Raw genomic sequence first — 13,516 nt, 5'->3', positions numbered from 1 at the left:
TAGAACAAGCAGTGCACCACCAGGCCCTCAGTGCAGCGCGAGCGACACCGCCAGCACCACCATCACGACCGCCACGGCCGCGTCGAGGATCCGCCAGGCCCCGCGGCTCCGGAACAGCGGCCGCAGCGCGCGCGCCCCGAAGCCGAGAGCGGTGAACCACAGCACGCTCCCGGCCGCCGCCCCCGCCCCGAACCACCAGCGCTCGTCGCCGTGCGTGTTCGCCACCGACCCGAGCAGCACGACCGTGTCGAGGTAGACGTGCGGGTTGAGCAGTGTCAGCGCCAGGCATGTGCCGATCGCCGTGCGGAGCGACGTCGAGGCGCCGGCCGGATCGCCGTCGAGGGTCCCCGGCCGCAGTGCGCGCCTCGCCGCCATCACCGCGTAGGCGAGGAGGAAGGCGATGCCGCCCCAGCGGATCACCACCAGCAGCCACGGCGCCGACTCCAGGACCGCTCCGATCCCCGCGATCCCGAGCACGATCAGCGCGGCGTCGCAGAGCGCGCAGATCGCGACGACGGCGGGCACGTGCTCGCGGCGGAGGCCCTGGCGGAGCACGAAGGCGTTCTGCGCGCCGATCGCGATGATGAGCGAGAGGCCGAAGCCGAGGCCGGAGAGGGCGGCGAGGAGGGGGGACACGCTCCGACGCTAGGGCGGGTCACTTCTGTAGACCAGCTCATGCTCCTTCAGTACCGTAAGCACTACTGATGCTGACCGACGATCTCGACCTCTCCCGCCTGCGCGCGCTCGCCGCCTCCGTCCGGTTCGGCTCCTTCGACGCCGCCGCCCGAGCCCTGCACATCACCCCCTCCGCCCTCAGCCAGCGGATCAAGGCGCTCGAGACCGCTGCCGGCCGCGTCCTGCTGGTGCGCTCGCGCCCGGTCGTCGCGACCGAGGCCGGTGCGGGGCTCCTCCGCCTCGCCCGCCAGATCGAGCTCCTCGCCGACGACGCCGTCCGCTCGCTCGGCGGCGAGGACGCGGAGGGGGCGGGCCCGGTCGTCCTCCCGCTCGCCGTCAACGCCGACTCCCTGGCCACCTGGGTGCTGCCCGCGCTCGCCTCCGTCCCCGACGTCGTGGTGGAGCTGCACCGCGAGGACCAGGCGCACACCACCGCGTTCCTCCGCGACGGCACCGTGCTGGCGGCCGTCACCGGCGAGTCGGAGGCGGTGCTCGGCTGCACCGTCGCGCCCCTCGGAGTGATGCGGTACCGCGCCATGGCCTCGCCCGCGTTCGCCGAGCGCTGGTTCCCTGACGGCGGCACGGCCGGCCTCGCGAGCGCTCCGCTGGTCGTCTTCGACGAGAAGGACCGCCTGCAGGACGACTTCCTCCGGGCCGCCGGCGTCGACGGCAGACCGCCGCAGCACCGCGTCCCCGGATCGACCGACTTCGAGCGGGCCGTTCGCCTGGGCATGGGATGGGGGATGCTGCCCGAGCTGCAGGCCCCGGTCGGCGGCGACGGCCTGGTCGAGCTGGGCGGCGACCCCGTCGACGTCCCCCTCTACTGGCAGCAGTGGGCCCTGCACACGCCCGCCCTCGACGCGGTCGCCGCGGCCGTCTCCGCCGCCGCGCGCGCCGCGCTGCGCCGACCCGCGCGCTGACCCGCGCTGCGCTGACCCGCGCGCTGACCCGCGCCGCCGGGGAGGCGCTCAGACCGCGAACACGTCGCGGAGGGTCACCGTCTCGAGCGAGCGCTCGCGGAGGATGTCGACGAGCCGCGCGTAGACCTGCGTCACCGGATCGAAGTTCGCGTGCCCGATCACGATGTGCTGCGGCAGGAACCACTGGTCCGCGAAGCCGACCACCTGCTCCGGCGTGATCCGCCCCGAGTCCGAGAGCGAGCCGTACCAGAGCACCGTCGCCGTGTAGCCGATCGCCGCCGCGGCGGCCCGGCTCCGCTCGTCCGTGTAGCCGAACGGCGGCCGGTAGAAGGGCGCCGCCTCCACCCCGTAGGTCGAGCGGATGAAGTCGCCGTTGCGGCCCAGCTCCTCCTGCACGCCGTCGCTCGAGAGGCTCGTCAGGTCGGCGTGCGACCAGGTGTGGTTCGCGAGCTGCACCTGCCCCGAGGCGACGAGCGGAGCCAGCAGCGGCGCGTTCACGGTCCACGAGTCGTACTTCCCGTTGAGGAAGAAGGTCAGCCGGGTGCCGGTGTCGCGGGCGAACTGCGCGTAGGCGGCGACCACGTCGGAGTCCGCGCCGTCGTCGACGGTCCAGGCGAGCGTGCTCCCCTCGCCGGGCAGCTCCGAGATCGTGCCGGAGGGCAGCGGCGCCTTCCGCCGCACCGGAGCCGCCGCGGCGGTGGTGGTCGGCACGGGGCGGGGAGGGGTCGGGACGGCGGTCGGAGCGGCGGACGGCAGCACCGCCGCCGGCGCCGTGCTCGGCGGGAGCGCCGCGGGAGCGGGCCGGGCGGGCGTGCACCCCGTCAGCGCGACCGCCGAGGAGGCGATCCCCAGCAGCAGCGCGCGTCGCCTCAACCGGTCCACGGGCCCCCCTCGCGAGCCCCGTCCCCCGGAGCGTCCCCGCGACCGTAGCGGTCGGGGAGGGAACGGGCAACGCGGCGCGACACCCCTCCCTCCCCGCAGCCTCTACCGGAAGGTGCGCCTGACCGCGTTGTTCGCCGGCGTGGGATCGGCGGCGGCGGTCGACACCCTGGCGTCGATCGTCGTGGCGGCCGGCCGGTCGACGAGCGTCACCGAGTAGGTGGTGCTCCGCCCGGCCGAGACGCTCGGCGCGGTCCAGGTGAGGACCGTCGTGCCCGCGGCCGAGCCCTTCGTCTGCACGGCGCCGGGCGCACTCGCCACCGTTCCGCTGACGACGACCCGGGTGGTCGTCGTCGCCGCGTCCCGGGTGCCGGTGTTCCGGACGGTGATCGTGCCCGAGAGGGGAGCCGTCGCTGCCAGTCCCGGCGCCGGCGCCAGCGTCAGTGTGAGGTCGGCGCGGGTGGAGGACTTCACCTGCAGCGACTGCGTCACCGAGGTCGCGGCGAGCCACGCGGAGTCGCCCGCCTGCGTGGCCCGGACGGTGCAGCTCGCCGCGCCCGTCAGCCGCACCGTCGCCGTGCCCGCGCCGGTCGCGGTCAGCGTGCAGCTGCCGCTCGCGTACAGCTTCACGGGCAGACCGGAGGAGGCGGTGGCCGCGACCGGGTAGGCGATCCCCTTCTCGGGCGAGGACGGCATCGCGGTCGAGAAGGCGACCTTCTGCGCCTTCTTCTTCTGCGGGACGACCGCGGTGACCGCGATCGACTGGGTCGCCCGGGGAGCCGCGTCGTGCGAGGCGTCGCCGGCCTGATCCGCGGTGACGGTGCAGGTGCCGGATCCGCTGAAGGTCACGACGCCGCTCGCGAGCGAGCACGCGCCCGTGGCGCCGATCGTGACCGGCAGACCGGAGGAGCCGCCCGCCGCGGTCGGTGTGTAGCGGCCGCCCGCGGTCGCCGTGCTCGGAGCCGCGGAGGTGAAGGCGACCGTCTGCAGCGCCTTGCCGATCGGGAAGGTCCGGACGACCTGCTCCGCGGGCGCGTGAGCGTCGTCGCCGGCCTGATCCAGCGTCAGCGTGCAGGTGCCGACGGAGTCGTAGGACACCGTGCCGTCCTCTCCCAGCGAGCAGGAGTCGGAGGCGTCCAGCACCGGGTCGGCGCTCGACGGGCCGCGGACGATCGACGGGGTCCAGGAGCCGCCGATCCGGGCGTCCGTCGGAGCGGCGTCGCGGAACGACACCGCTCCCGCCGCCGTGCCGACCTCCACCGACTGCGTGATCCGCGGAGCCGCCGAGTGGCGCTCGTCCCCGGCCTGGTCCGCGGTCACCGTGCAGGTGCCGGAGCGGGTGAAGGTCACCACGCCGTCCGCGACCGTGCAGGACCCGGCCGCTTCGAGCACCACGGGGGCGCTCGACGCGCCGGCCGTCACGACGGGCGTGTAGGAGCCCCCCGCGACCGCCGCGTCGGGGACCGGCGAGGCGAACGCCAGCGTCTGGCCGAGGGCGCCGATCGCGAAGGTGCGGACGGCCTGCGGAGCGGCGCCGTACCGCGAGTCGCCCGCCTGGTCGAGCGTCAGCGTGCAGGTGCCGACGGAGTCGTAGGACACGACTCCCGCGGCCGCCGAGCATGCTCCGGAGGCGGTCAGCACCGGACGCGCCGTGGAGGGCCCGGCGATGATCCGCGGGGTGGTCGTCCCGCCGACCGTCGCGCCGGTCGGCGCGGTGCCGCCGAAGGAGACGGTGCCCGCGAGCAGTCCGACCGCGATCACCTGCGAGGCCCGCTCCGCCGCGTCGTACCGGGTGTCGCCCGTCTGGTCGGCGGTCACCGTGCAGGTGCCCGATCCGGTGAAGGCGACGACCCCGTTGGTGAGCGTGCAGGACCCGGAGGCTCCGAGCACCACGGGCCGCCCGGAGGCTCCTCCGGTCGCGGTCGGACGGTAGGTGCCGCCTGCGAGCGCCGAGTCCGGCGCCTGCGAGGTGAAGGCCACGGTCTGCGCGACCCGGGTGATCTCGAAGCTGCGCACGGCCGTCGGCGCTCCGCTGTGGCGGATGTCGCCCGCCTGGTCCAGCGTCAGCGTGCAGGTGCCGGCGGAGTCGTAGGAGACCAGTCGGAAGGGCCCGACGGAGCAGGCGCCGGAGGCCGTCAGCACCGGGGGAGCACTGGACGGGCCGGCGACGACCGCGGCCGTCGAGGAGCCCCCGACCCGGGCCTCGGCCGGAGCATCGCCGCCGAACGCGACGGTGCCCGCGAGCTGCGTGACCGCGACGGTCTGCGAGGCCTGCGCCGCCGCGGCGTAGCGCCCGTCGCCCGCCTGGTCCGCCGTGACGGTGCAGGTGCCGCTGCCGGCGAAGGTGACGACGCCGTCCGCGAGCGTGCAGGCGCCGGTCGCTCCGATCGTCACGGGGAGCCCGGACGCGCCGCCCGTCGCGGTCGGAGTGAGCGTGTCGCCGGCCGCGGCCGTCGACGGCGCGGTCGAGGTGAAGGCGACGGTCTGCGCGATCGCGGTGACCTCGAAGGTCTGGACCGCCCGCGCGGTGCCGTAGGTGGCGTCGCGGTAGTGGATCGCCGTCAGCGTGCAGGTGCCCGCGGAGTCGAACCGGACGGCGCCGTTCTCGCCGTCGGAGCAGGCGCCCGAGACGCTGAGCACCGAGGGGCCGGAGGACGGTCCGCGCGTGAAGGCGGGAGTGAAGGATCCGCCGACCTCCGCGTCGGTCGGGACGGCGGTCGTGAACGCCACGGAGCCGGGCGCGTAGCCGACCTCCACCTCCTGCACGGCGGGCCGGGCGCTGTCGTACTGCCGGTTGCCGTTCTGGTAGGCGAAGACGCCGCAGACGCCCTTCGTGGTGAAGGTGACCACGCCGTCCTTCGCCGAGCACGTCGCGGTGGTGAGGAGGAACGGAGCGATGCCCGAGGCGCCGCCCTCGATCACCGGGCGGTACGTGTCCCCCAGGACGGCGCCGACCGGAGGCGCGCTCGTGATCCGGACCGTCTGCGGGAGGAAGTAGATCGAGTACTCCTGCTCGGCGTGCCGCGCGGGCCAGTAGCCGTCTCCGGGCTGGTCGAGGGACAGCACGCAGAGCCCGGCCCCGTCGTTCCGCACGGTCACTCCGTCCGGGAGGATCGAGCAGTCTCGGCTCGCGGAGAGCACGGGCACGCCCTTCGACGGGCCGGGCACGATCGTCGGCCGGTACGTCTCGAGCGACATCGCGTGCGGGGGCGCGGTGCTCCCGAAGGAGAGGTTCCCCTCGGGAGTCCCGACCGTGATGACCTGCCGGACCTGCGGAGCGGCGTCGTGCCGATCGTCCGCGGCCTGGTCGATCGTCACCGTGCAGGTGCCGTCGCCGAAGAACGTCACCACGTCGTCCGCGATGGTGCAGTTGCCGTTCTCGATCACCGCGATCACGAGCGGGTTGCCCGAGCCGCCGCCGGTCGCCTCGACCGTGTACCGGTCGTCGGTGAACACCCGGTCGGGCGGAGTCGAGGTGACGACGACGGTCTGGGGGATCCGCGAGATCGGGACGAAGCGCACCAGGCCGTCGGCGGCCGCGTACACCTCGTCGCCCGGCTGGTCGAACTGCACGCCGCAGGTCGAGGGCTCGGTGTAGGTCAGGATCTGCGCACCCGTCGCGTCGGGGGCGACGGTGCAGCCGAAGAAGGTCCTGACGAGCACCGGCAGTCCCGAGCTCGAGGTCGCCGTGGCGACGCCGGTCGACTCCAGGACGCCGGTCTTCGGCACCGCGACCGTCAGCGTCTGCGACGCCTTCGCGACCTCGAGATCGAAGGAGGCGCGCCCCGCGGTGTAGTGGTCGTCGCCGGCCTGGTCGGCGGTCACGGTGCAGGTGCCGCTCCGGGTGAAGGTCACGACGCCGTCGGCGATCGCGCAGGATCCGGTCGCTCCGATCGAGACGGGGCTCCCGGAGTCGCCGCCGGTGGCCGTCGGAGTGAAGGTGCCCAGCGCCGTCGGCGCGGTCGGCCGCGAGGAGGTGAAGGCGACCGTCTGCGAGAACTTCCGGACCGTGATCCGGAACGAGGACGTGCCGGTGTTGCCGGCCTCGTCGTCCGCGGTGCAGTCGACCGTCGTGTCCCCGATCGGGAAGACGCTCCCCGAGGCGGGCGTGCAGGTCGCGCCCACGGCTCCGTCGACCGCGTCCTGCGCGGAGGACGCGAAGGTGACGACGGCGCCGGAGACGTCGGCCGGCTCGGCCGTGACGGCGGCGGGCACGGTCACGACGGGGGCCGAGCGGTCGGCCAGCGCGAAGGTGCCGGGGATCGACCGGAGGGTGTAGTTCGGCCCCGCGTCGCCTCCGTCGCACCGCGTGACGTAGTCGCCGACGGGCGTGCGCGCTCCGATCGTCACCTTCCCGGTGCCGTCCGCCGTGTAGTAAGCGCCGGTCGGCTCGGTGACGAACCGGTCGGTTCCTGCGAAGCCGTCGGCCGTGCAGGTGACCGTCGGGGCGGTCGCGGTGCCGTGCGCCTGCGTCCCGGGGCTCGACGCGGTCACCGAGAGGGGCGCCGGCGAGATCGTGAGCGCGCCGTCGATGGTGATCAGCTGTCCCGAGGGGTTCGTCAGGCCGGAGCAGCGCGTGGGGTAGCGGCCGACGGGGGTCGTCGCGGAGAGCGCCAGCGGCGTCGTGAATCCGGTGTCGGACGCCGCGAAGGCGCCGCAGGAGACCGTCCCCGAGGGGGAGCCGGTCACGGAGGCGGTGATCGCGGGGGGAGTGGATCCGTAGGTCGACGAGGGCGAGGAGGCGGTCACCATCGGGACGGCCGCGACGATGCGCAGCGCGCCGTCCTTGTACCCCGCGATCGTGTAGTCGCTGCTGACCTTCGCGCCGCTGCACCGCGTGGTGAAGGTGGTGAAGGTGGAGGTGGGCCAGTTCGGGATCAAGCGGTAGATGACGTCGTCCGCCGTGACGATCGGCCGGTAGACGCCGGCCGTGAGCGGGGCGCCGAAGGTGTCGGTGCCGACGAAGGCGGCCGTGCAGCGCAGGTCGGGGGACGGCGCGCCTCGCGGGTAGTCGACCGTCGGGGCGGTCACCGTGAGCGCCTTCGGCTTCGCCGTGAAGCTCTGCAGGGGCTCGCCCGCCCAGCCCAGAGGAGCGAGCGCGTCGAGCCTCGCCGCGAGCGTGCAGACGCCGGCGTGGAGCACGGTCACCCTCATGCCGCTGACGGAGCAGGTCTCGGCGGTCCTGCTGCTCAGGACGATCGAGCGGCCGGGCACATCGACGGCCTGCGCGTAGGGGCTCGCGTCGAAGGAGTCGCCGTACGCCTTCTGCGGGAGCGTCGACAGGTCGAAGCGCACGCCGCCCACCGCCACGGTGGCCGGCTCGCTGCGGACGCTGCCCCCGCAGGTGGTCAGGGTCGCCCGGTAGCGGTAGGAGCCGGTGGGATCGGGGCCGGCCTCGAGGAACGCGGTCCCGTCCTCCCGGGCGCCCGCCCGGCCGAGGGCGGGCTTCCACGTGGCGCCGCCGTCGGTGGACCTCTCCCACGACACGGCGGGGATGCCGCCGTAGACGGCCGAGACGCTCACGCCCATCGTCAGCGTGTAGACCTGGTTGGTGACGCCCGCGATGTCCGAGGGCTGCCGGGTGATGACGGGTGCCGCGGCGCACGCGCGCACCTCGTGGCGCAGAGCGGGGAGCGCCGACCAGCTCCCTCGTCCCGCCTCGGCGGGGGTGATGGTGTCGGGGTAGTGCGCGCGGATCTCGTTCCAGCCCTGCGGGATGTCCCTCGTGGTCAGCACGCCGACGCCGTCCGCGTCGAGGGTCACCCTGCTGGTACCTGCACCGGTGAGGATCTCGACGGTGCCGCCGGCGGCCACCGGCCGGCCCAGGCTCGGGATGGTCACCTTCGCGGTGACGGTGACCTCCTGCCCGAGCATCGAGAAGTCGGGGGTCCGCGTCACGGTCACGGCGGTGTCGTACACCGGAGCGACCACGGGGTCGGCCGCCGTCGGGCCGGCCGTCTGCGAGATCCTCGTCACGCTCGGGTGCACGTAGCTCGAGCCGCCGCCGCCGGCGCCGGGGTCGTTCATGACGCCGAGGGTGTCGTTCATGCTGCCGAACACGTAGGGAGATCCGCCGCCGCCGCCGTACCACCAGCCGGCCCCGCCGCCGCCGCCGCTGTGGCCGGGGAACGAGCAGTTGCCGCCGCCGCCGCGGGAGGCGCCGGCGTCGGCGCCCTTGCCGTCGTTGAGGAACACGCCCCACTGGCCGTTGTTGCCGTCGGCGCACTCGCCGAACGTGCTGTAGCCGCGGGCGCCGGGCGAGCCGCCCGAGCTCTGCCCGGCCGCGCCGCCGCCGCCGCCGTCGGCCGCGTTGTTCCTGCCGCCGTTCCCGCCGCCCCTCGCGCCGCTGCCGGCGTCGGCGTCGCCGCCGACCGAGGACCGCCCGCCGCCGCCTCCGCCGCCCGCCGCCACGGCGAGGGCGTGCTGACAGCCGTCCGAGCCGGCCGTGCTGAGGTACTGGGCGTCGCCGCCCGCGCCGCCGGAGTCGCCCGCGTAGACGCCGCCGTTCACGTAGCGCGTGGCGCCTGCCGCTCCGGCCGGGGCGCCGGTGAGGCGCCCGATCTCCAGCACCTGCCCGGGTGTGACGGGCACCTCCACGACGAGGCTGGAGCCGCGTCCGCCGGCGTTGCCCGTCCCGAGGCCGCTCGCACCCTTCCCGCCGTTCTGGCCGCTGAGGACGGCGCGGACCGTCGATACCCCGGTCGCGGGAACGGTGTACTGCGACACCGTCGAGACCTTCGGGGAGGTGAAGCACGCGGTGCTGAAGACCGGCGCCGCCGACGCGGTCGGCGCGGCCACGACGCTGAGTCCTGCGCCCGCTACGAGCACGGCCGCGGCGACGAGGGAACGGAGGAAGGACTGGCGCATGTGCTGCTACTCCCGGCTGCTGCCGGGAGCGGGCGCCCGCGGTCGGCTCAGAGTAGGGCGGTCGTAGACCCGCGAGGAAGGCGCAAGGTACACGAACGCCCTGCTCGGGGGGTACGGGAGGCCACTTCTGCCGGAACCTCCCAGGAAGTCCCTGTGCACGTCGGGGCGGCGTCCCCGCCCTGTCGGCGCAGTGTCCCCACCCTGTCGGGGGAGTGTCCCCACTCTGTTGCGGCCGCCGCCCGGGTCGCGTAGCCTAGCGAGGTTGCGTGCATCTGCACGCGCTTGCGTGCTGCCCACCGGGCAGGAGCTCCGGCTCCGGCCGGACAGGCGGGCGGTGCGCCGACAAGTGACCTTGGGTGGGTCGGGCGGGGCTTCGTGCCGCGCGTGATCCACGGTAACCACACATGGAGGAAACCATGGCAGCAGTCTGCCAGGTGACCGGAGCCGTCCCCGGCTTCGGGCACGCCATCTCGCACTCGCACCGGCGCACCAAGCGCCGCTTCGACCCGAACGTGCAGAAGAAGACGTACTACGTGCCGTCGCTTCGCCGTAACGTCACCCTGACCCTCTCGGCCAAGGGCATCAAGGTCATCGACGCCCGTGGCATCGAGTCCGTCGTCAAGGATGTTCTCGCTCGCGGGGTGAAGATCTAATGGCCAAGCAGCAGGATGTCCGTCCGATCATCAAGCTCCGTTCGACGGCCGGCACCGGTTACACCTACGTGACCAAGAAGAACCGCCGCAACGACCCCGACCGTCTCGTGCTCAAGAAGTACGACCCCGTAGTGCGCAAGCACGTCGACTTCCGCGAGGAGCGCTAAGTATGGCCAAGAAGAGCAAGATCGCCCGCAACGAGCAGCGCAAGGTGATCGTCGACCGCTACGCCGCCAAGCGCCTCGAGCTGAAGAAGGCCCTGGTCGACCCGGCCGGGACCGACGAGACCCGTGAGGCCGCCCGCGTCGGCCTCCAGAAGCTCCCCCGCAACGCCTCGCCCGTCCGCGTCCGCTCGCGCGACGCCGTCGACGGCCGCCCCCGCGGCAACCTCACGAAGTTCGGCATTTCGCGTGTCCGCTTCCGTGACATGGCGCACCGCGGCGAGCTGCCCGGTATCACCAAGTCCAGCTGGTGACCGAGCGCCGCTAGCGGCGTGAACGACCGAAGGCCCGTGATCGAAGGATCGCGGGCCTTCGTCGTCCCGCCGGCGGACGTAAAATGTGCGGATGACCGACTCCAGCCTGCCCACCGTCGCCGAGATCGCGGCGCTCATCGACCACGCGATCCTGAAGCCCGAGCTCACCCGCGCCGAGGTCGACGCCCAGCTCGACGAGGCGCGAGCGTCCGGCGTGTTCAGCGTCTGCGTCCGCCCCTCCGACATCGCCCACTCGGTCGCCCGGCTCGAGGGCTCCGGCGTCCTGGTCGGCACGGTCATCGGCTTCCCTCACGGCACCACCTCCACCGCGGCGAAGGTCGCGGAGTCGCGTCAGGCGCTCGCCGACGGCGCGTCCGAGCTCGACATGGTCGTCAACATCGGCCGCCTCCGGAGCGGCCTGCTCCAGGACGTCGAGGACGACGTCCGCGCCGTGGTCGAGGCCGCCGAGGGCCACGTCGTCAAGGTCATCCTCGAGACGAGCCTCCTCGACGACGAGCAGGTCGTCGAGGGCAGCCGGGCCGCCGAGCGCGCCGGAGCGGACTTCGTGAAGACCGCCACCGGCTTCGCGGGCGGAGGCGCGAACGAGCACGACCTCCGCCTCATGCGCGGCGCCGTCTCCGAGGCCGTCCAGGTGAAGGCGTCCGGCGGAGTCCGCGACCTCGACACGCTCCTCGCCTACCGCGGCCTCGGCGTCACCCGCTTCGGCACCAGCGGCTCCGCGACCATCCTCGGCGACCTCGCGGCGCGGCACTCGGGCGACTCCTCCGCGGCACGTGTCGACTCCGCCTCCTACTGACGGAGCGGCCGACGAGGGCCGCACCGCACCCGCCGACCGGATGACGCCGGTGCGCCTGCGCCCGGGCCGCGCCGGCCGGTGGGCGGAGCGGACCCGCCGCCCCCTCGACGAGATCGCCCGCGCCCTCAAGGAGCGCGTCTACGCGACCTTCACGGGCCTGGCCGTGGTGATGATCTACCTCGTCGGCGACCACCCCGACGCGGTCCACGCCCTCCAGAGCCTCGTGATCTCGATCATCGGGATCTCGGCCGCGGGCTTCGTCGCCGAGGTGATCGCGCACCAGGTCGTGCACGCGGCGACGCCCTCGCGAGCGGAGTCGGGCACGATGCTGCGGATCGCGGGCGGGGCGCTCGCCTCGGCGTCGCTGCCGGTCCTCGCGCTCGGTGCCGCGGCGCTGGGCTGGATCGACGCGACGGTCGCGCTGCGGATCGGCGCGGGCGTCTACGTCGCCACGCTCGCGGGAATCGCCCTCATCGCCGTCGTGCGCGCGGGCCTCTCCTGGAAGGAGAGCCTCGTCTCGCTGCTCGGGATCGTGGGCCTCGGCGTGCTGGTCGTCGGCGTGCTCGCGCTCGCGCACTGATCCGGAGGCGCCGCCGCGCGTAGGCTCGGACGGATGACGTCACGCACCAGGGTCGAGCTCGGCCGCCGCGAGGACCTCGGCGCCGACTGCGCGAACTGCTTCGGCCTGTGCTGCGTGGCCCTCGCCTTCGCCCGCTCCGCCGACTTCCCGTTCGTCAAGCGCGCCGGGGACCCGTGCGTCAACCTCGACGGCGAGGACGCGTGCACGATCCACCGCCGGCTCCGGCCGCAGGGCTTCGTCGGCTGCACCGTCTTCGACTGCTTCGGCGCCGGCCAGAAGGTCTCGCAGCACACGTTCGGCGGCGTCTCCTGGCGGTCGGATCCGGCCGTGCGCGAGCGGATGTTCGCGGTGTTCCCGCTGATGCGCCGCCTGCACGAGCTGCTCTGGTACCTCGACTCCGCTCTGGCGCTGCCCGGCGTCGGCGCGCCGCTCCTCGATGAGCTGCGCGAGCGGTTCGACGCGGCGCACGCGCACACCCTCGGCGAGCCGGAGCAGGTGGTCGCGGTCGACGTCGACGCGGAGTACGGAGCGTCCCGGCCGCTCCTGATCGCGGCGAGCGCGGCCGCTCGCGCAGGAGCGGCGCCGGCTGCCCGCCGGTCGAGGGGCCGTCGGCTCGCTCCGGGTGCCGATCTGGCGGGTGCATCGCTCCGGAACGCGGACCTGCGGGGGGCGGATCTGCGGGGCGCGCTCCTCCTCGCCGCGGATCTGCGGGGTGCGGATCTGCAGCGGTGCGACCTGCTCGGGGTGGACCTTCGTGATGCGGACGTGTCCGGTGCGCGGCTCGCCGAGGCGGTCTACCTCACCCAGGCGCAGGTGAACAGCGCCCGAGGGGATGCGGCGACCACGCTGCCGTCGCATTTCGAGCGCCCGTCGCACTGGGGCGGCTAGGCCGCCGGGTCAGAGGCTGCGGGGGCCGCCCAGCGACTCGTCGCCGCCCTCGTCGTCGACGCCGAGGGCCTCGACGACCTCGCGGCCGAGGAGGTGCGCGCCGCTCCAGCCCTCGATGACGCACCGGGGGAACGCCTCGCGGTCCGGGGAGCCGAGCCATGCGGCCGCGGCCTCGCGGGCCCACGCCTCAGAGGCGTACACGCCGATGATCTCGGTGCGGTCGTCCCACGGCGTCGCGGTCGAGAGGACGAAGTGGTCACCGTTCACGATCGGATCTCCTCCGGCTCTCGGGGTTCAGCGACCCCGTGGGAGTGCGGGACCGGACCGGACGCTACCCGCGGGCGGGGGAGCGCGTCTCCGGGGTCGACACGAGCGCGGATGAAGGCTACGGGAACGTCGAGCGCGGCGCGATCACCCGATGGTCCCACGCAGGCGGGCGTTCAGCCCACCCAGAGCCGTCGCGATCTCGTTCTCGTCACTTCCGGGGAGGAGGGCGCCGCCCTGCTCGAGGCCGTGGCGCAGGGCCTCGACCTCCTCAGGGGGGAGGCCGCCGCTGTCGAGGAGGGCCTGGAGGGCGGCGAGGATGCCGACGAGGGCGACGGCGTCGTCCAGGTCGAGGGGGCGGACGCAGGACTTGTCCATGTCATCGCTCCTGTTCGGGTCAGGGGTTCGGGGGCGGCGCCCTCCTCCCCGGAAGTGACGAGAACGAGATCGCGACGGCTCTGGGTGGGCTGAACGCCCGCCTGCGTGGGACCATCGGGT

12 protein-coding genes are annotated in these 13,516 nt (G+C 74.1%); 7 read left to right on the top strand and 5 right to left on the bottom strand.

Translation table 11 applies throughout. From position 1 onward, the window contains the following. Positions 1–27: 27 nt before the first annotated feature. Positions 28–636, bottom strand: a complete 609-nt coding sequence (locus C5B98_RS14930) for a LysE/ArgO family amino acid transporter (RefSeq protein WP_104227345.1) — start codon at positions 634–636, stop codon at positions 28–30. Positions 637–704: 68 nt separating this feature from the next. Here C5B98_RS14930 and C5B98_RS14925 point away from each other — a divergent pair, with 68 nt between their 5' ends. Then, positions 705–1,595: a LysR family transcriptional regulator ArgP gene (locus tag C5B98_RS14925; protein ID WP_104328008.1), complete on the top strand. Its 891-nt coding sequence runs from the start codon at positions 705–707 to the stop codon at positions 1,593–1,595. Positions 1,596–1,643: 48 nt separating this feature from the next. Here the strand turns inward: C5B98_RS14925 and C5B98_RS14920 are convergent, their stop codons facing one another. Both C5B98_RS14920 and C5B98_RS14915 read right to left on the bottom strand, forming a co-directional pair. Continuing rightward, a complete protein-coding gene (locus tag C5B98_RS14920; RefSeq protein WP_219812312.1) occupies positions 1,644–2,477 on the bottom strand; it encodes a polysaccharide deacetylase family protein in 834 nt (277 codons plus the stop codon). A gap of 102 nt (positions 2,478–2,579) precedes the next feature. Further along, positions 2,580–9,341, bottom strand: coding sequence for an HYR domain-containing protein (locus C5B98_RS14915; RefSeq protein WP_146076981.1), 6,762 nt, complete (start codon positions 9,339–9,341; stop codon positions 2,580–2,582). 416 nt (positions 9,342–9,757) lie between these two features. Here C5B98_RS14915 and rpmB point away from each other — a divergent pair, with 416 nt between their 5' ends. The 6 genes from rpmB to C5B98_RS14880 all read left to right on the top strand — a co-directional run bounded on the left by rpmB (position 9,758) and on the right by C5B98_RS14880 (position 12,754). Continuing rightward, entirely contained in the window at positions 9,758–9,994 is a 237-nt protein-coding gene (rpmB, locus tag C5B98_RS14905) for a 50S ribosomal protein L28 (protein ID WP_056038148.1), read from the top strand. Next, a complete protein-coding gene (gene rpmG, locus C5B98_RS14900; protein WP_027692168.1) occupies positions 9,994–10,161 on the top strand; it encodes a 50S ribosomal protein L33 in 168 nt (55 codons plus the stop codon). Before rpmB ends, rpmG begins: the two co-directional genes overlap by 1 nt. A 2-nt stretch (positions 10,162–10,163) precedes the next feature. Next, positions 10,164–10,469 (top strand): 30S ribosomal protein S14, encoded by a 306-nt coding sequence (gene rpsN / locus C5B98_RS14895; protein ID WP_104225107.1) that lies wholly within the window; start codon positions 10,164–10,166, stop codon positions 10,467–10,469. A 91-nt stretch (positions 10,470–10,560) separates the two neighbouring features. After that, on the top strand, positions 10,561–11,286 hold the full coding sequence (gene deoC / locus C5B98_RS14890) for a deoxyribose-phosphate aldolase (RefSeq protein WP_181027245.1): 726 nt from the start codon (positions 10,561–10,563) through the stop codon (positions 11,284–11,286). Beyond that, positions 11,264–11,866 carry a hypothetical protein gene (locus C5B98_RS14885; RefSeq protein WP_146076980.1) on the top strand — a complete coding sequence of 201 codons (603 nt, stop codon included), beginning with the start codon at positions 11,264–11,266 and terminating at the stop codon, positions 11,864–11,866. The genes deoC and C5B98_RS14885 overlap by 23 nt, the downstream gene beginning before the upstream one ends. A 33-nt stretch (positions 11,867–11,899) precedes the next feature. After that, on the top strand, positions 11,900–12,754 hold the full coding sequence (locus tag C5B98_RS14880; RefSeq protein ID WP_104225105.1) for a pentapeptide repeat-containing protein: 855 nt from the start codon (positions 11,900–11,902) through the stop codon (positions 12,752–12,754). Between the two features lie 9 nt (positions 12,755–12,763). Here C5B98_RS14880 and C5B98_RS14875 read toward each other — a convergent pair whose 3' ends face one another. After that, positions 12,764–13,021 (bottom strand): hypothetical protein, encoded by a 258-nt coding sequence (locus C5B98_RS14875; RefSeq protein WP_104225104.1) that lies wholly within the window; start codon positions 13,019–13,021, stop codon positions 12,764–12,766. A gap of 144 nt (positions 13,022–13,165) precedes the next feature. Further along, positions 13,166–13,396, bottom strand: coding sequence for a hypothetical protein (locus tag C5B98_RS14870; protein WP_104227350.1), 231 nt, complete (start codon positions 13,394–13,396; stop codon positions 13,166–13,168). Positions 13,397–13,516: the final 120 nt, after the last annotated feature.

Source organism: Rathayibacter sp. AY1A5, from assembly GCF_002930875.1.
In the GTDB taxonomy this organism is placed as follows: domain Bacteria; phylum Actinomycetota; class Actinomycetes; order Actinomycetales; family Microbacteriaceae; genus Rathayibacter.
Note: the sequence above shows the minus strand (reverse complement) of the source record. Positions and strands in the feature narration are given on the sequence as shown.